The organism is Pseudomonas sp. HD57-3, from assembly GCF_056113135.1.
On the sequence record NZ_CM148568.1, the window covers coordinates 5,164,611 to 5,181,424 of the forward strand.

17 protein-coding genes are annotated in these 16,814 nt (G+C 57.2%); 10 read left to right on the top strand and 7 right to left on the bottom strand.

What is annotated here, in order from left to right; translation table 11 throughout:
* Positions 1–13: 13 nt before the first annotated feature.
* Positions 14–787, bottom strand: a complete 774-nt coding sequence (locus AC0R79_RS23340) for an ABC transporter substrate-binding protein (protein ID WP_011335541.1) — start codon at positions 785–787, stop codon at positions 14–16.
* A 715-nt stretch (positions 788–1,502) separates the two neighbouring features.
* Positions 1,503–3,458 carry an acetate--CoA ligase gene (gene acs, locus AC0R79_RS23345; protein WP_007951065.1) on the bottom strand — a complete coding sequence of 652 codons (1,956 nt, stop codon included), beginning with the start codon at positions 3,456–3,458 and terminating at the stop codon, positions 1,503–1,505.
* Between the two features lie 404 nt (positions 3,459–3,862).
* Here acs and AC0R79_RS23350 point away from each other — a divergent pair, with 404 nt between their 5' ends.
* The 6 genes from AC0R79_RS23350 to AC0R79_RS23375 all read left to right on the top strand — a co-directional run bounded on the left by AC0R79_RS23350 (position 3,863) and on the right by AC0R79_RS23375 (position 9,156).
* On the top strand, positions 3,863–4,123 hold the full coding sequence (locus tag AC0R79_RS23350) for a DUF2790 domain-containing protein (RefSeq protein WP_011335542.1): 261 nt from the start codon (positions 3,863–3,865) through the stop codon (positions 4,121–4,123).
* 555 nt (positions 4,124–4,678) lie between these two features.
* Entirely contained in the window at positions 4,679–5,929 is a 1,251-nt protein-coding gene (locus AC0R79_RS23355) for a ribonucleotide-diphosphate reductase subunit beta (protein WP_007951068.1), read from the top strand.
* 347 nt (positions 5,930–6,276) lie between these two features.
* Entirely contained in the window at positions 6,277–6,807 is a 531-nt protein-coding gene (locus AC0R79_RS23360) for a BRO-N domain-containing protein (RefSeq protein WP_474735177.1), read from the top strand.
* Positions 6,808–6,921: 114 nt separating this feature from the next.
* The gene (locus AC0R79_RS23365; RefSeq protein WP_474731795.1) at positions 6,922–7,635 is read left to right on the top strand and encodes an HNH endonuclease; all 714 of its coding nucleotides are present in this window, start codon (positions 6,922–6,924) and stop codon (positions 7,633–7,635) included.
* Between the two features lie 152 nt (positions 7,636–7,787).
* Positions 7,788–8,111 (top strand): hypothetical protein, encoded by a 324-nt coding sequence (locus AC0R79_RS23370; RefSeq protein ID WP_474731796.1) that lies wholly within the window; start codon positions 7,788–7,790, stop codon positions 8,109–8,111.
* 58 nt (positions 8,112–8,169) lie between these two features.
* A complete protein-coding gene (locus tag AC0R79_RS23375; protein WP_474731797.1) occupies positions 8,170–9,156 on the top strand; it encodes a hypothetical protein in 987 nt (328 codons plus the stop codon).
* A gap of 3 nt (positions 9,157–9,159) precedes the next feature.
* Here the strand turns inward: AC0R79_RS23375 and AC0R79_RS23380 are convergent, their stop codons facing one another.
* From AC0R79_RS23380 to AC0R79_RS23395, 4 genes are all read right to left on the bottom strand, one after another.
* A complete protein-coding gene (locus AC0R79_RS23380) occupies positions 9,160–10,356 on the bottom strand; it encodes a hypothetical protein (RefSeq protein WP_474731799.1) in 1,197 nt (398 codons plus the stop codon).
* Between the two features lie 86 nt (positions 10,357–10,442).
* Positions 10,443–11,162 carry a DUF6933 domain-containing protein gene (locus tag AC0R79_RS23385; protein WP_127799463.1) on the bottom strand — a complete coding sequence of 240 codons (720 nt, stop codon included), beginning with the start codon at positions 11,160–11,162 and terminating at the stop codon, positions 10,443–10,445.
* Positions 11,163–11,193: 31 nt separating this feature from the next.
* The gene (locus tag AC0R79_RS23390; RefSeq protein WP_127799465.1) at positions 11,194–11,556 is read right to left on the bottom strand and encodes a hypothetical protein; all 363 of its coding nucleotides are present in this window, start codon (positions 11,554–11,556) and stop codon (positions 11,194–11,196) included.
* Positions 11,557–11,600: 44 nt separating this feature from the next.
* Positions 11,601–12,416 carry a sulfite exporter TauE/SafE family protein gene (locus tag AC0R79_RS23395; protein ID WP_474731801.1) on the bottom strand — a complete coding sequence of 272 codons (816 nt, stop codon included), beginning with the start codon at positions 12,414–12,416 and terminating at the stop codon, positions 11,601–11,603.
* Positions 12,417–12,528: 112 nt separating this feature from the next.
* Between AC0R79_RS23395 and AC0R79_RS23400 the strand changes: the two genes are divergently transcribed.
* Positions 12,529–13,296, top strand: a complete 768-nt coding sequence (locus tag AC0R79_RS23400) for an AraC family transcriptional regulator (RefSeq protein ID WP_375747737.1) — start codon at positions 12,529–12,531, stop codon at positions 13,294–13,296.
* Between the two features lie 93 nt (positions 13,297–13,389).
* Positions 13,390–13,701, top strand: a complete 312-nt coding sequence (locus AC0R79_RS23405; protein WP_102717822.1) for a helix-turn-helix domain-containing protein — start codon at positions 13,390–13,392, stop codon at positions 13,699–13,701.
* Positions 13,702–13,739: 38 nt separating this feature from the next.
* On the opposite strand, the gene AC0R79_RS23410 is transcribed toward AC0R79_RS23405, so the two are convergent.
* Positions 13,740–14,792 carry an MBL fold metallo-hydrolase gene (locus AC0R79_RS23410; protein WP_474731804.1) on the bottom strand — a complete coding sequence of 351 codons (1,053 nt, stop codon included), beginning with the start codon at positions 14,790–14,792 and terminating at the stop codon, positions 13,740–13,742.
* 214 nt (positions 14,793–15,006) lie between these two features.
* Here AC0R79_RS23410 and AC0R79_RS23415 point away from each other — a divergent pair, with 214 nt between their 5' ends.
* On the top strand, positions 15,007–15,615 hold the full coding sequence (locus AC0R79_RS23415) for a TetR/AcrR family transcriptional regulator (protein WP_007951079.1): 609 nt from the start codon (positions 15,007–15,009) through the stop codon (positions 15,613–15,615).
* Between the two features lie 146 nt (positions 15,616–15,761).
* Positions 15,762–16,814, top strand: a complete 1,053-nt coding sequence (locus AC0R79_RS23420; RefSeq protein ID WP_474735179.1) for a diguanylate cyclase — start codon at positions 15,762–15,764, stop codon at positions 16,812–16,814.

A 16,814-nucleotide genomic window follows, 5' to 3' on the forward strand; every position in this document is an offset into this window, starting at 1 on the left:
TCGAGCGACGTCTTTACTTGCCGTAAATGTCGAAGTCGAAGTACTTGTCCTGGATTGCCTTGTACTTGCCGTTCTCGCGGATGGCCGCGATGGCGGTGTTGATCTTGTCTTTCAGGGCGTCGCCCTTGCGTACCGCGATGCCTACGCCGTCGCCGAAGTATTTGACGTCGGTGAACGCCGGGCCGACGAACGCGAAGCCTTTGCCGGCGTCGGTTTTCAGGAAGCCGTCATTCAACAGCGTAGCGTCCGCCACGGTGCCGTCGAGGCGGCCGGCGGCCACGTCGAGGTAGATTTCGTTCTGCGAGCCGTACGGCTTGATCTCGGCACCCAGCGGGGCCAGGACTTCGCGGGCGAAACGCTCGTGGATCGAACCACGCTGCACGCCGATGTTCTTGCCCTTGAGCTCAGCCAGACCTTCGCTGACTTGAGTGCCTTCCTTCATCACCAGACGGGCCGGGGTGTTGTAGTACTTGTTGGTGAAGTCCACGGACTTCTTGCGATCGTCAGTGATCGACATGGACGACAGGATCGCGTCGATCTTGCGCACTTTCAGTGCCGGGATCAGACCGTCGAACTCTTGCTCGACCCACTGGCACTTGACCTTCATTTCTTCGCACAGCGCGTTGCCGATGTCGTAGTCGAAACCGACGATGCTGCCGTCCGGCGCTTTGGAGGCGAATGGAGGGTAAGCCGCTTCGATACCGATTTTCAGAGGCTTTTCATCGGCGAATGTCGGCAGGGACAGCACGGACAGTGCCAGGGCGCCAAGCAGCACAAGTTTCTTCATCTTGGGACTCCATCGGTAAAGGGCAAAAACGGCAGAGTGAGCGACAGCCCAATATGCGAATGGGTGTAACAAAATCGGTTGCTGCGTGCGTGGGACAGTTCCAGTCAAAACCGCGAAGGCTTCAACGCAAGCCACGACGAGCGAGTGATCGGCATTCTAACGACAGGCCCGAAGCCGATATTTCTTCAATGCGACAACTAATTACAGATGCACCGAGAAACCCGCTTGAGCACATTGACAGCCCCGCAATTTCATGCAAGAGCGAAAGACAGTGAACCGATCTATACTGCAAATTGCGGGCCTATTATTCGCAAACCCTTCTAATCCGGCAAGCGCGGGGTTGTGTCTTATTTTTCACCGGGGGTTTCGAGGCCCGAAAACGGGGCAATGCGTTTCCGGATGCCCCGTTGCGGAGCAGGCGGTTACACATTCAGTTACTTGAAGGCGAACGGGTAACAGTGGGAATGTTCTGACAAGTGAAACCGATAATTATTGGCTGGATGCCGATGAGGTAAGACAGCGGAACACTGCGGAGAATGACAGGCCGTCTTCGCGAGCAAGCCCGCTCCCACACTTGATCCGCGCCAAACACAATCCCAATGTGGGAGCGGGCTTGCTCGCGAAGAGGCCCACCCCGACGCTACAAAAACATCAGACACAAAAAAGCCCCACCCGGCGAAACCGGACAGGGCTTTCTGCACCTCAGACCCGCCGCTTACGCGACGTTCATGGTCTTGTGCGTATCGATCAGATGCTGCACCACACCCGGATCGGCCAGGGTGGAGATGTCGCCCAGACCTTCGTATTCGGCGGTCGCGATCTTGCGCAGGATGCGGCGCATGATCTTGCCCGAACGGGTCTTCGGCAGCCCCGGCGCCCACTGGATCACGTCCGGCGAAGCGATCGGGCCGATCTCCTTGCGCACCCAGTTCTTCAGTTCCAGGCGCAGTTGCTCGCTCGGCTCTTCGCCATTCTTCAGGGTGACGTAGACATAAATGCCCTGCCCCTTGATGTCGTGCGGCACACCAACCACCGCCGCTTCGGCGACTTTCGGGTGAGCGACCATTGCGCTTTCGATCTCGGCGGTGCCCATGCGGTGGCCGGACACGTTGAGCACGTCGTCCACGCGACCGGTGATCCAGTAGTAACCATCGGCGTCACGACGTGCGCCGTCACCGGTGAAGTACATGCCACGGAAGGTCTTGAAGTAGGTATCGACGAAACGGTCATGGTCACCGTACAGGGTGCGCGCCTGACCTGGCCACGAATCGAGAATCACCAGATTGCCTTCGGCCTCGCCCTCGATGATGTTGCCGAGGTTGTCCACCAGCGCCGGCACCACACCGAAGAACGGACGTGCGGCCGAACCTGGTTTGAGCGCATGGGCGCCCGGCAGCGGGCTCATCATGTTGCCGCCGGTTTCGGTCTGCCACCAGGTATCGACGATCGGGCAGCGGGACTTGCCGACATTCTTGTAATACCAGTCCCAGGCTTCCGGGTTGATCGGCTCGCCCACCGAACCGAGCAGACGCAGGCTGCTGCCGTCCGCGCCTTCAACAGCGGCGGTGCCGGAGGCCATCATCGCGCGGATCGCGGTCGGTGCGGTGTAGAGGATGTTGACCTTGTGCTTGTCGACAATCTTCGCCACCCGGGTGATGTCCGGATAGTTCGGCACGCCTTCGAACAGCAGCGTGGTCGCGCCGTTGGCCAGCGGGCCGTAGACGATGTAGGAGTGACCGGTGACCCAGCCCACGTCAGCGGTGCACCAGTAGATTTCGCCCGGACGGTAGTCGAACACACGCTCGTGGGTCATCGCTGCGTACAACAGGTAACCGCCGGTGGTGTGCTGCACGCCCTTCGGCTTGCCGGTGGAGCCGGAGGTATAAAGGATGAACAGCGCTTCTTCGGCACCCATCTCTTTCGGCGCGCAGACAGTGCCCGCCACTTTCATCAGGTCTTCGTACCAGATGTCGCGATGCTGGTTCCACTTGATGTCGCCGCCGGTGCGCTTGCACACGATGACTTTCTGGATGCTGCTGGTTTCCGGGTTGGTAAGGGCGTCGTCGACGTTGGCCTTGAGGGAAATCTTCTTGCCGGCACGGATGCCTTCGTCAGCGGTGATCACCACTTTCGAGCGGCAGTCGATGATGCGACCGGCCAGGGCTTCCGGCGAGAAACCGCCGAACACCACGGAGTGAATCGCGCCGATCCGGGTGCAGGCCAGCATGGCGACCACGGCTTCGGGGATCATCGGCATATAAATGGTCACCACGTCGCCGCGGTGCACGTCCTGGCCACGCAGGGCGTTGGCGAGTTTGCACACTTGTTCGTGCAGTTCGCGGTAGGTGATGTTGCGGCTTTCGGAAGGATCGTCGCCTTCCCAGATGATGGCGACCTGATCGCCGCGCTCGGCCAGATGACGGTCGAGGCAGTTGTAGGAAACGTTCAGGGTGCCGTCGGCAAACCACTTGATGTCGACATGGTGATCGTCGAACGAAGTCTGTTTCACCGTGGTGAAAGGCTTGATCCAGTCGAGGCGCTTGGCTTGTTCGCGCCAGAAGCCGTCAGGGTTGACGACCGACTGTTGGTACATGGCTTTGTAGGTCGCCTCGTCGGTCAGCGTATTGGCCAGAACCTCGGGACGAACGGGATACAGGGAAGCCGCACTCATCTTTCCTACCTCGGTGTAATAGTTGTTTTTGTATGACCCTGTTGTAGCCGGGGCGCCCGTATAGAACCATTCGACGATGGTAGTAACAAGCCCCTACAAAATGTGGCGATTGCCGCGAACCCCGTCGGCCACGGCCTTTCAGGCATTGGCCCGGGCCGGGATATTTTGGTTTTTGGGGGATTGTTACCAAATCTGCCAAAGGTGTTTATCAAAACCGGGTCTGTTTACCCCTACCCCGCCTGCCTAAAATTCACCTCGCCGACAAGGCAAAGCGATTAACAAGGTTACAGCCCCCACGAAGGCCGTTAATCCAGCTCTGAAGTAACAAACCAAACGATGAAGTTCCACACGCAACCCCAAAAAGGTTGCGTGACCCCACTCGACCTCAAGAAGGTAAATTTCAAATGAAAGCTTTATTGGTTCTGGCCCTCAGCAGTCTGTGCGCAACCGCCATGGCAGACGAGGTTCCGACTGATGTCGCACAGCAACAGCCGGCTATCGAGGAATACACCTACTCCACTCACCTGGACATCGCCAAAGTTGTTTCCATGAGCGAAGTTCCGAATGTCTGCGAAGTTGTTCCGGCGAAAATGGAGTACGACGACTCCAAGGGTCAGCGTCACATTCTGCGTTACAGCATCATGGGCAACGGCTGCACCAATTGATGCGTTGAGACTGCACCGAATCGGATCACTCGGCGCAACATCGAGGATCGATTCCAGCCCGGCTTCGGTCGGGCTCAGTTGTGTTTGAAGCGGCGCAAAAGGGTTGCAAAACACAAGATATAGTGAAAAACGCGGTTTTTTGCTCGTTTTTTGAGCAATCAATCACACGCCAAAAAATTAATGAAAAAATTTTCTCCGGGGCCAATCCCGGCGAAAGCCCTGTAAACCCTCGCTCCGATCGAAATCACCCGCGCGCTCGACCGCCCTGCGCTGTTTCGCCCTCCCCCACGCCCGTGTTTTTTTCCCTATAATGCCGCCCTAATCGGGTCAGCAATATTCCCTTACAGGGATCAAAGCCATTCTGAAGCCCCGCAGCAGCGACAACGCTGACCTGCGCCCGTCAGAGGCTCTCGGAAACCCGTAAAAATTTTCTGTTTATTGCCTGCGTAGCACCGCTGCAAAAAACGACATCCAACGCGGCCTGTACGGCCGTGTGAAAAACCAACCAATCAGTTTTCACACGGGCACAGGCCCTCACGCAGGAGACGACACGTCATGCTGAGCTGGGACGAATTCGACAAAGAAGACAGTGAAGTAGCAGCAGTGAAAGGCGCCAATGCCGGCCACGCTAGCGAAGCCAACATGGACCGCCTCGACAGCGCCGGCGGTGCTGCCGCCCTCGAAGCCCGCGCCGTGACCGCCGAAGACTCGGCCGCTGTGGCCCGCGCCAAGGCTGCACTGGATTCCCTCGACGTTGCCGAAGGCCTCGCCGAACTCGAAGGCTCCGCCGCCCGTGTCGCCGTTGACGAAAAGCGCATGATCAACTGCCGCGCCGACCTCAACCAGCTCGTGCCATTCAAGTACGACTGGGCCTGGCAGAAATACCTGGACGGCTGCGCAAACCACTGGATGCCGCAAGAAGTCAACATGACCGCCGACATCGCCCTCTGGAAAAACCCGGAAGGCCTGACCGACGACGAGCGCCGCATCGTAATGCGCAACCTCGGCTTCTTCTCCACCGCCGACTCCCTGGTTGCCAACAACCTGGCCCTGGCCGTGTACCGCCTGATCACCAACCCGGAATGCCGCCAGTACATCCTGCGCCAGGCGTTCGAAGAGGCGATCCACACCCACGCCTACCAGTACTGCATCGAATCGCTGGGCATGGATGAAGGCGAGATCTTCAACATGTACCACGAGATCCCGTCGGTCGCGAAAAAAGCCGCCTGGGGCCTGAAATACACCCGCGCCATCTCCGACCCGGAATTCAACACCGGCACCGTAGAGACCGACAAAGAACTGCTGCGCAACCTGATCGCCTACTACTGCGTTCTGGAAGGCATCTTCTTCTACTGCGGCTTCACCCAGATCCTCTCCATGGGCCGCCGCAACAAAATGACCGGCGTCGCCGAGCAGTTCCAGTACATCCTGCGCGACGAATCCATGCACCTGAACTTCGGCATCGACGTGATCAACCAGATCAAAATCGAAAACCCACACCTGTGGGATGCCGAAATGAAGGAAGAAGCTTCGCAGATGATTCTGCAGGGCACTCAACTGGAAATCGAATACGCGCGTGACACCATGCCTCGCGGTGTGTTGGGTATGAATGCTGCGATGATGGAGGACTACCTGAAGTTCATCGCTAACCGTCGCCTGTCGCAGATCGGTTTGAAGGAAGAGTACCCAGGGACCACTAACCCGTTCCCTTGGATGAGCGAGATTATGGACTTGAAGAAAGAGAAGAATTTCTTTGAGACTCGGGTTATTGAGTATCAGACTGGTGGTGCGCTTAGCTGGGACTAATCGTCTCGCTCGCCACGATTTGACGACCGCTGCTTGAGTCGTCGAATTGAGAAAACAAAAAGCCCCGATTTGATCGGGGCTTTTTTATTAGCGGCTGTTTGTACTTTTCCGTCCCTACATTACAGCGCTCAATCTCCTACAGCACTTACAGCTGCTTCGCATTGAAGCCAACTGCAAGCACCTCTAAGATCAATTGCAGGTGCCTAAGAAACACCCAACGTAGAAAGCTTGATCAGTCACACAGACGCATATGCCGTCAGTGGAGCTGCCTCGCTCGTTGGGATTTCTTAAGCCCACTCTACGTTGGGGTCAGGCCCTCCAAAAATCTAAACGTAGAGGTAATGGATATGCCCGATCCTTTTTCTGTAACAGTCTTCTCTCGTCACAACCTCGCACTACATGCCCTCCTGCTCGAAAACCAAACGTGGTTCTGCGCCCGCGATGTCGGCCGCTTGATGGGTTTCCATCTATGCGAACGCATGGTCAACAAGCTAGATAAGGATCAACGTCGCGTTTTGTGGATTGAGTATTTTCGGCAACCCGAAAAGCAACTGATGCTCAGCGAGTCCGGTGTGTATGCGCTGCTGGTGTATCACTACGTCCCGGGGAACCGGTTGTTGCGGGAGTGGTTGACTCTGCAGGTGGTGCCGGCCTTGCGTGATGCAGAACACTCGGGGCATTCAGATCGGCCGATGTTGAGTTTGTTGGATTGGCCGGAGATGTCGTTGAGTCTGCTGCATTGGCAGGATGAAGGCTGGATTCGGCTGCGGGATATGCCTTATCTGCTGAACGATCAGATGCAACGGCGGAGACCGGGGAAGCCTTGGTGGCGAAGGGTTGCGCAGGTGTTTCAGTCTTCGGGGCCCTCGATGGGTTAGTGATGCTGGCTGTAGGACTTCGCGAGATCCGTCGTTATTTTCTGTAGGAATTTTCGTAGACATCTGTAATGGCCACTCAGTATCGTCCGAGGGTTTTCAACCCTCGGCGATTGTATGGACACGGAAAAAAGTAATAGCGATTGGAGTGACGTAGAGATTCAGGCTGCGGTCGATGCCTACCTCAAAATGCTGGCACGCGAGCAGAGCGGCCAGAAATTCGTCAAGACTGAGGAAAATCGCATTCTGCGTGAAGGCCCACTAGCCGGTCGGACGAAGGGCTCTGTCGAATTTCGGATGCAGAACATTTCTACCGTGTTGGTAGAGCTGGGTCGAAAGCGTATTGAAGGCTACAAACCTGCCAAGAATGTTGGTGCGAATGTAGCGCGTAGCATCCGTAAGGCACTTGATGCTTCCACCGTTCTGACGCTTGAAGACTCTGATCCAACTGCGGACGAGGCATTGCTGGAACAACGCGCGGCTAAATTTCAGCGAAAGCAATTTGATTACGTCCCCAAAGGGATTAAGACACCTCTCCAAACGACGTCTACCAGAAAGGTTTACTTTCGTGATCCCGAATTAAGGGGCTGGGTTCGTCAGGAAGCCAATGGGAAGTGCGAAGGTTGTGGCGAAGAAGCGCCATTTACGAAGGATGGGGAACCGTTTCTGGAAGTGCATCACGTTAAGCATATGTCGCAAGAAGGATCAGACCAGCCTTCGAATGTTGTGGCGTTGTGCCCCAACTGTCACCAACGTTGCCATCATTCGGACGACAGAGAGGATTTCACTGCTTGGCTTTATGACAACGTTGGAAGACTAGAAAAGGAATAATTGCGGCTTGCTTCACTAACCGCATTTGCTGGTTTTGGAGCGGCATCGCAGCCCAGCGGGAGCATGCTCCCTCGCCACAATTTTTGTGTGCTGCTGAACAAGGATTACCGTGACCGAGAGCCCCCTCGACCACACACATGGACGAACATCACATGCAGAAACCATCCACGGAATCGACCACCCCGGGTCAATCCCGACTCCTGACCGCCTCATTTCTAATCGCCTTTTTCGGCCTTCTGCTTATGGCCTTACGCATCGTTCAAAAGAACGAAATCATGGCTGTCGGAGCAGTCTGGTTCGCAAATGCGATAACCATGGTGATGCATGTTATTTATTGGAAGCGTTATGGCCTGTCCGTTGGCTTCAAAATCGCGGTTGTGATTCAAATCGTCATTACGATTCTGCCCTTCCTGTTTGGCAATCTCGGTTTTATAGCTGTTCTCCTGATGCTGGGTGGCGAGATCCATTACTGGTAACCAACCTCACCACCCGCTATTAATACCCCTCCCCCCACTCAAGGACCCGAGCCCCACCATGAAATTCGACCTCGCCTACTGCCTCAGCCTCGACGACAAGCTGTCGATCTATGACGTTCGCGATCTCAATTTCGATGAGACGGTGGCGTTCGATTCTGCGAAGGAACATTTCCAGTGCCCCAACGACGCCTGTCGTGCGGCGTTCGATGCCTCCAACGAGTTGGGTACGTTCAACGCCAAGAACGTGAATTACGTGCGCACGCCGCACTTCAAGAATCTGCCCGGTACGCAGCATGTGGCGGGTTGTCCGTATGTGAGTTTGAAGACGTCGGCGTCGGGGGTTGAGGCGGCGGATGGGGAAACGGATGACGGTCGGGAGGAGCATTTCCCGTCGGAGTTGTTGCTGACGCGCCGTGAGTATGTGCGCAAGCCTGCCGCGCCAGCGGGGGCGGCGGATGTGTTGCGGGATGATCCGGTGCGGGTGGCGGCTCCCCCCTCGAAAGATTCGCCGAGTCGTGAGACGGCGCCGGACAAGACCAGTGTCTTCGCCCATCCCGTGGAGTGTTTTGTGTCGAACTTCGCGGACAAGGATTTGCTCAAGCGTATGCCGCTGAAGATTGGCGAGCATACGGCGCCGTACAGTTCGTTCTTCAAGAAGATCGAGTACTTGATGGACAACAAGGGGCTGATTTATTGGGGTCGGATCAAGAAGATCGAGGACTTTCACAGCGCCAGTTTCCGGATCGATTTCGAGGACAAGGTCTGGTTCAAGAAGCCGGATGACAGCAAGAAGAAGCCTTATCCGGTCAGTGTCTACCTGAACAAAAAGCTGATCGACAACTACCGCAAGCGCAAAGCGTTTCTGGAAGAGATCAAGCACGCGATCGACAGTGATAAGGAGTTGTTCTGCTTCTTTTATGGCGTGACGCCGGAGTTGAAGCAGGTGCCGGGCAAGAAGAACCCCGAAAAGCCTTTCGAGGTCTTCAATGCCAATATCGAGAACCTGGATCACTTCATTATTCGTGAAGCGCCGGGTCTGGCGTGATGGTTAGTTCTGGGGTAGTTGCAGTTGGACGGCGCCGGGGTGTTGTTTGATGAGGGAGTACGGCAGGACTGACCAGTCCGGCGCATCGCAGGCGCGGGCGACGCGAGCGAAGTAGGCGCCCAGGTACAGGCCTTTCGGGGTGAAGTGCCAGGACGGATAGCCCCAGATGCTTTCATCGGTGTAGTCGCAACTGTCCTCATCGCCCTCTGCCGGTTTCTTCATTTCATCTGGGTAGAGCGCGGTGAGTTGTTTGATCAGCCACGGCACCAGCACTTCGCGCTGGTAAGTCGAGCGCGCTGCACTTTCTTTTTCGCTCAGCGGCTGATCGCCCAGACTATCGCGCTCGGCGTGCAGCAGTGGTTTGCCCTCGCCTACCCACAACACATCTTCCAGCGACAACGGATGGGCGGTGTTCACGTCGATGTTGAGCGGCGAATCGCCGAAGTCCGGATGCGCGCCGCCGCAGTAATAGCTGGTCGAGATGTTCAGGCTGACCACGGCTGGCGAGATCAGTTGCGGTTGTGCCTGCTGCATGAACTCGACGTTTTCCCCGCCCTGCAACTGGCAGCCGTGATAGCTGATGACTTCGCTCCACAAGCGCCCGAGCAACTGTTGGTTGACCCGCTGCAGGTCATCTTTCGGCAGCCCGGATTCCACGGTAAACAACGCGATCTTTGACTCGGGCTCCGTCCACCATTGCAGGGTGTAGCCCATGAAATCTTCTTTTTTCGTGGCCTTGAGCTTGAGCCCCTGTAGCCGCAGATATTCGTACGGTTCGCTGGCAGGCAGCGTGGCGATGAAGGGCAACGTGGTGGCGGTCGGCGCAGCTATTTTGGCCTCGGAGAGTTGTACCGCAAGTTTTTTGCCCTGAGGGCTTTGCCATTCACCCTGCCAACCGTTGGCGGTTTCTTCCAGCTTGAGGGTCGGCAAAGGCTTGTCATCGCCGTAGCGATTATTGCCCTCGACCAACGTCAGCGTGCTGTCCTGCAACGCGCCACTGAGGGGCAAGTCGCGGTGGTACTTCTCGTAGAAGTAGCGACCGGTCACTTCGTCCTGCTGCTGGGTGTTGAGCTCAACCACAATCGGCGTCTTGCCCAGCGTGCCGGTGAACACACGTCTGCCGTCATCAGCCTGAGCGGTGGAAAGCAGTGAAAACAACGCGGCGGCGTATGGCGCCAGGCGCAACAGTCCCTTGAGCATGGATCGATCCCTGAGTGAGTCGGAGGTCGCGCCGGGACGTGAGTGCCAGCGCTGGTAAATGCGGGGCGGATTATGGCGGGGGTGGCTTAACTAATCGAGTTTTGTCGGTTGTACTCTTCCAGCCAGGCTTCGCGCTTTAACGCTTCGATCTCTCGGCGCACTTGTTTGCGCCGTTTTTTGGCTTCCTCGACTTCAGCCTCCTCAAGAGCGCAATACTGACGTAGCCAATGAACAATCATTTCTTCAAGTGGCCAGTAGTAATTCTTAGCACCCTTGCTGCTTCTCGGGGTGTCATTCATATCCTCGTCAAATACCATTGCGGCCATTTCATCAGGCGGCAAACTGCCTCTTTCGGCGACCCTTTCCTTGAAGATCCAGGCGATCTCGTCGATGTGTTTTTGCGCACTGCGATGACTGCGCCGATAGAACTGCTGTGAGTGACAAACTGATCTGAAGTGCTCGATCATCTGGTCAGCGTCGATCCATTGCGCAAGATCGTGATTGATCGCATGAACCATTACACCGTTGAGCCAGCGATCAGCAAAGCGCTGGACAACGCCCTCAACGTCCGCTTTTTTCGCATCAGCAAGAATCACGCAATACCGCGTTTTTACGTGCATGACGAACAACACATTCTTGCGCTGCACGGTGATGGCGTGAACCAGCCACTGCTCGGTCGAACTGTCCGGCTCGTCATCTTCGATGACGGGTGACGGTGCGTTGTATTCAACCGGCGTGATCGTTTTGCCCTTATGGACGCGATTGAAGAACTTGCTGGCGGCTTCTGTGCAGTTGAAGATCAACATCGTGTTTCTCTGTTTGTCGTGAGGGGGATCATCAATAGTCCGGTACGCGCTCCTCCGCCCATTCGATTTCGTATGGCTGGCGAACAGCATCCGAAATAATCTCGCGCACCTTGTCGCTAAGGACTGATAACTCTGCATCGGTCAGCAGGTTGTGTGCAACCATCAGCCTCAACGACAGCCATGCATCTTTGCGGCTCAGTCCATCAAAGGTCATTGCCATATCCTTGTCTCGACTTCGTATAAGTCGATAGAGCGTCAGATAACGAGCGTGAGCCGAGAGAGCACCGTTTTGAGCAACGGTTCTGGTCTCAGCCAAAACACCTTGGCAAAAACGGTCCAACGCAAGCTTTCGTAATTCTTTGTACTTTTTCCAGTCACTTTCGGAAATCGACATGAACCTCACCTCTCGCCCATATTTAAGTGAGACCGGGTAATTGATTACTTCATTGAGATAATCAGCAGAACTACCGACAACAATCCAATATAGACCCAAGCATGCACCCGATCCGCTATCCGCCCGATCCACGGCGTGGCCAGTCGAATCCCTAGCATCGAGCCCAGCGTCAGCACCGCAAACGCCAGCAGATCCACATACCCGACAAACCACGGCCCGAGTTCTGTCTCGCTGTACCCCGCCAACATCATGTACGTCAGGGTTCCCGCCAGCGCCACGGGCACGCTCAGCGGATTGGCCATCGACGTCGCCTGGGACATGCTCAACCCGCAACGCCGCAATAACGGCACGGTCATGACGCTTCCTCCTACACCGAGAAAGGTTGCGATGGCGCCAATGCCTACACCGCCGCCGGACGTTTCCATTGTTCTCAATCGACGTGGGATGACGCCATCAGATTGCGTAAGAAATCCGCGTCGCAGCAGGCAATCGACAATCGTCACGCCGAGGTAGGCGATGAAGGCATAACGAATGACTTCGCCGCTGACCCACACCGCTGCGATTGCACCGACGACCGCGCCCAATCCGATGAACCCGCCCAACGGCCACAGGTAATCACGGATGAGATTGCCGGCGCGGCGGTGTTTATCGGTGGCGACCAGGGCGTTGACGATCATGACGCAGGTCGAGGTGGCGACGGCGATGTGCATGGCGGATTGGCTGATCGGGTCGTCGGCGCCGTGGCTTGCGGTGAGCATGCGGTACAGCAGTGGCACGACGACGAAGCCGCCGCCGAAGCCGAAGAGCACGGCGGTGACGCCGGTCAGGCAGCCGAAGAGTGTCAGCAGGAGGTAGAACATGGCCTGTCGTCCGTTGTTTGGGAGCGGTCGACGATAGAGCGGCGGCGCTTGGCCTGCTTCAGCAAGTCAGCCAATAATGTTTGCGTTTACGCCAACTGCCGGGTGCCGCTCGATGCGCAATGTTTCGATCAATCTGCTGGATGACACGCCGCGCCCGGTGGTGGCGATCGGTACGGATTATTCCCACGGCTATCTGTTGCCACGTCATACGCATCGGCGGGCGCAATTGTTGTACGGCGCGACCGGGGTGATGCGGGTCAGCACGCATGACGGTAACTGGGTGGTGCCGCCGCAGCGGGCGGTGTGGATTCCGCCGGGGGTAGCGCATGAGGTGTTGATGTTGGGGGTCAGCACTCGCAGTTTGTATATCGAGCCGGAGGCCGTGGATCTGGGTGAGCGTTGTCAGGTGATCAGTGTGTCGCCGCTAGTGCGGCACTTGTTGATGGAAGCCGTGGAGCTACCGCTGACCTATGACCTGGCCGGGCGTGACGGCGTGCTGATCGACTTGTTGCTGCATGAATTGGTGCGCAGTGCTCCGTTGCCGTTGCATATCCCGCTGCCGCCTGACAGAAGGCTGCTCGAACTGTGTCAGACCTTTCTGCATCAGCCGAATGCCCACCAATCACCCCAGCATTGGGCCGATCAGCTGCACGTAAGCTTACGTACCTTCAACAGACTGTTTCGTCAGCAGACCGGCCTGAGTTTCAGTCAATGGCGTCAGCGCGCCTGCGTGGTATTGGCGCTGGCACGGCTGGCGGCGGGTGAAGCGGTGACGCGAATTGCCCTGGATTTCGGCTATGACAGCCCGGCGGCGTTCTCGACGATGTTCCGCCGGATCCTCGGTCAGGCACCGTCCGTCTGGTTGGAGGCGGCGAATTAGGGCAAATCAAAAAATGCGTTTGATCCCGGCCGAAAACAACTGTACAAAAACACAGTATATTTTCCATCAGCACTCTCGAGCCCGGAGCACACCATGGCCTCTTCAGCGATGAACCTCATCCTCGAACGTATCGCCCTTTTCCAGTTCACCCCGACCCATTGCGCCCAGGCCCGAGGAATGTTGGGCTGGAGCATTGAACAGTTGTCGCGAGAGGCCAAGGTTTCAGTAGACGACATTCAGCGATTCGAAGCGCAGCAGGACGTGGCGGATGCGGTGCGGCTGGCGTTGACCTATCGGTTTGAGGCGCAGGGGTTGGTGTTCTTTCCGGGGTTTGCGCCGGGGCGTTCGACAAGCAATGGTTCGACAGCCGAATCAGTGCGTGGGGATTATGCGATGGCGGAGTGATTCGGTTCGCCTGATGGAGGCGAACCTGCACCAGTGAGTCAGGCCCCTTGGACCACCGCCTCACTCTCCCCTTCAACCGCCAACCACCACGCACTCCCGCGTTGCGGCTGTGCCAAGTTGAAAGCCTCGCCCATTTGCGGCGTGGTGATGGAAACACTGCGTTCCCAGGCCAGCGCAAGAATACGGTCGAACGGCTCATGCCAGGCGTGCATTGCCAGGTCGAACGTGCCGTTGTGGATCGGGAAAAGCCAGCGGCCCTTGAGGTCGATGTGGGCCTGCAGGGTTTCTTCGGGTTGCATGTGCACGTAAGGCCATTCGACGTTGTAGGCGCCGGTCTCCATCAGGGTCAGATCGAACGGGCCGTACTGTTCGCCGATGCGTTTAAAACCGTCGAAGTAGCCGCTGTCACCGCTGAAAAAAATCCGCGTGTCGCCGTCGATGATCACCCACGAAGCCCATAGGGTCTGGTTGCCATCGAATAGGCCACGACCGGAGAAGTGCTGCGACGGGGTGGCGATGAAGCGGATGCCGGCGACTTCGGTGCCCTGCCACCAGTCGAACTGGCGAACCTTGTCGGCATCGATCCCCCATTTGATCAGAGTGTCGCCAACGCCCAGCGGGGTCAGGAACACGTTGACCTTGTCCGCCAGTTTCAACACCGCCTCATAGTCGAGGTGGTCGTAGTGGTTGTGCGACAGGATCACCGCTTCGATCGGCGGCAATTCGTCGATGCTGATCGGTGGCTGGTGAAAGCGTTTCGGCCCGGCCCATTGAACAGGCGAGGCGCGCTCGGCAAATACCGGGTCGGTGATCCAGAACTTGTCTTGCAGTTTCAGCAGCAGGGTCGAGTGACCGAGACGATAGACGCTGTGATTCGGCGCAGCGATCAGGTCGGCGCGGGTCAAAGGCTGCACGGGAATGGCCGACGCAGGACGCGTGTTGCGCGGTTTGTGGAAGATCATGTTCCACATGATCCGTAGCATCTTGCGCACACCTTCGCGCTGCACCGGCGCGTGGTTGCGGAATATACCTTCGGCCTGACGCGAAGGTTCAGGGGTTTGACTGCCCGCAGAAGCAATGGATTTGGCCATGACTGAGTGACTCCGGAAACACCGCGCAATTCACGGCTTTCCACGGTGGGACGATAAATGGCCAAGGCACGCACGCATCAGCCGGACATCTGGTTTTAGGGTGCACCGATTAACGCAACATTACACTGACCGGTGTAGTTTCTAGGTTGCATCAAACCCGATGACAAGTAAACTGCCGAGTGTAATTTGACCCTTTTCCTGCCGAATCGAATTTATGACAGCTCCCCAGCGCCTCACCGACCGTAAACGCGAAGCCATCATCCAGGCCGCGATCGCCGAATTCCGTACCAACGGTTTCGAGGTCACCAGCATGGACAAGATTGCGGCCACGGCCGGGGTATCGAAGCGCACGGTGTACAACCATTTTCCGAGCAAGGAAGAGCTGTTCGCCGAAATTCTCAACCAGTTGTGGGCACGAATCAGCACCGAGCAAGCCGTGTCGTACCAGCCCGATCAGCCTTTGCGCGATCAATTGCGAACGATGCTGCTGGCCAAACTGCAGATGATGGCGGACGACAACTTCATGAATCTGGCCCGCGTCGCCATCGCGGCCGCGATCCACTCGCCGGAGCGCGCGCAGAACATGGTGGCGCGCATGGGCGAACGTGAGGAAAGCGTGACCGTGTGGATTCGCGCAGCCCAGGCGGACGGTCGGCTGAAACCGGTGGATCCGGAGTTCGCCGCGCACCAGGTGCAGGGGCTGTTGAAGACGTTTGCCTTCTGGCCGCAGATCTCCATGGGCCAGCCCTCCCTCGACAGCACCACGCAAAATGCCGTGGTCGATTCTGCGCTCGACATGTTCCTGGCCTGCTATCAGCTCTAGACAAGGCCTGCGCCACGGTAAATGGCTCACAAGGACACTGAATTTTCCCGCTGGAATAAATGACAATGTCTGTCATTGGCCGATGAACGGTCTGTCTGAAGTATTACACTGCAAAGTGTTTCAGAATGAATCTGGCGCAGAACATCATGGAAAACCAACGCGGCAAAGGCTTGTCATTCGCCAGGCGCATTTATTTGCCACGGGCCATCGGATTGGGCATCGGTTTCTTCAGTGTCGGCGCCGCGCTGTATCCGTTGAACATGCCGGGCTGGCTCTGGGCGCTGTTGCTGTTCAACGGTTTTCTCTGGCCGCACGTGGCCTATCAATGCTCGACCCGCTCGGCTTTCCCCTACCGCGCCGAACGCCGCAACCTGCTCTATGACTCGGTGTGCGGTGGTTTTTGGACCGCGTGTTTCCAGTTAAATCCGCTGACCACCGTGACTATCCTGTCGATGATGACCATGAACAACGTGGCCGCCGGCGGCCAGCGTCTGTTCCTGCTCGGCGCCCTCGCCCAGGTGATCGGCGTGCTGCTGGGCTGGTCGGTGTTCGGCGTCAATTTCACCCTGACGGCCACGCAGACTCAGGTCTGGGCCTGCCTGCCGATGTTGACCCTTTATCCGCTGGCGCTGGGCATGGTCTGTTATCGGTTGGCGATCAAACTCGCCGAACACAAACGCAGCTTGAGCGCCCTGAGCCGCACCGACAGCCTGACCGGCCTGCTCAACCACGGCGCCTGGAAAGACCTGCTGCACCTCAAGTTCCAGCAGTGCCGGCAGCATAATTCCCAAGCCATCCTGGCGCTGATCGACATCGATCATTTCAAGTCGATCAACGACAGTTACGGGCACATTGTCGGCGATGCGGTGCTGCGACAATTGAGTCGCGAGCTGAAATTCGTGCTCGACGAAAGCGAGCTGGCCGGGCGTTACGGCGGCGATGAATTCTGCGTGATCCTGCCCAACCTGCCCCTGAGCAAGGCTGAAGCGCTGATGGAGCAACTGCGTCAGGCACTGGATCGATACCGCCATCCCGACGTTTCCGAGCTGCGAGTCAGCCTGAGTATCGGGCTTGCTCGCTATCAAACCTCTTACGCCGATGCCCTTGAGTGGTTCGAAGAGTCCGACAAGGCGTTGTACACGGCCAAGCACACGGGACGTAACACAATCAGCGTAGCGTTGAGTCGATCCAACGCTTGA

Bases quoted from the DNA above. Each gene is read 5' to 3' on its own strand.
- AC0R79_RS23340 (WP_011335541.1), bottom strand. From the start codon at position 787: ATGAAGAAACTTGTGCTGCTTGGCGCCCTGGCACTGTCCGTGCTGTCC.
- acs (WP_007951065.1), bottom strand. From the start codon at position 3,458: ATGAGTGCGGCTTCCCTGTATCCCGTTCGTCCCGAGGTTCTGGCCAAT.
- AC0R79_RS23350 (WP_011335542.1), top strand. From the start codon at position 3,863: ATGAAAGCTTTATTGGTTCTGGCCCTCAGCAGTCTGTGCGCAACCGCC.
- AC0R79_RS23355 (WP_007951068.1), top strand. From the start codon at position 4,679: ATGCTGAGCTGGGACGAATTCGACAAAGAAGACAGTGAAGTAGCAGCA.
- AC0R79_RS23360 (WP_474735177.1), top strand. From the start codon at position 6,277: ATGCCCGATCCTTTTTCTGTAACAGTCTTCTCTCGTCACAACCTCGCA.
- AC0R79_RS23365 (WP_474731795.1), top strand. From the start codon at position 6,922: ATGGACACGGAAAAAAGTAATAGCGATTGGAGTGACGTAGAGATTCAG.
- AC0R79_RS23370 (WP_474731796.1), top strand. From the start codon at position 7,788: ATGCAGAAACCATCCACGGAATCGACCACCCCGGGTCAATCCCGACTC.
- AC0R79_RS23375 (WP_474731797.1), top strand. From the start codon at position 8,170: ATGAAATTCGACCTCGCCTACTGCCTCAGCCTCGACGACAAGCTGTCG.
- AC0R79_RS23380 (WP_474731799.1), bottom strand. From the start codon at position 10,356: ATGCTCAAGGGACTGTTGCGCCTGGCGCCATACGCCGCCGCGTTGTTT.
- AC0R79_RS23385 (WP_127799463.1), bottom strand. From the start codon at position 11,162: ATGTTGATCTTCAACTGCACAGAAGCCGCCAGCAAGTTCTTCAATCGC.
- AC0R79_RS23390 (WP_127799465.1), bottom strand. From the start codon at position 11,556: ATGTCGATTTCCGAAAGTGACTGGAAAAAGTACAAAGAATTACGAAAG.
- AC0R79_RS23395 (WP_474731801.1), bottom strand. From the start codon at position 12,416: ATGTTCTACCTCCTGCTGACACTCTTCGGCTGCCTGACCGGCGTCACC.
- AC0R79_RS23400 (WP_375747737.1), top strand. From the start codon at position 12,529: ATGCGCAATGTTTCGATCAATCTGCTGGATGACACGCCGCGCCCGGTG.
- AC0R79_RS23405 (WP_102717822.1), top strand. From the start codon at position 13,390: ATGGCCTCTTCAGCGATGAACCTCATCCTCGAACGTATCGCCCTTTTC.
- AC0R79_RS23410 (WP_474731804.1), bottom strand. From the start codon at position 14,792: ATGGCCAAATCCATTGCTTCTGCGGGCAGTCAAACCCCTGAACCTTCG.
- AC0R79_RS23415 (WP_007951079.1), top strand. From the start codon at position 15,007: ATGACAGCTCCCCAGCGCCTCACCGACCGTAAACGCGAAGCCATCATC.
- AC0R79_RS23420 (WP_474735179.1), top strand. From the start codon at position 15,762: ATGGAAAACCAACGCGGCAAAGGCTTGTCATTCGCCAGGCGCATTTAT.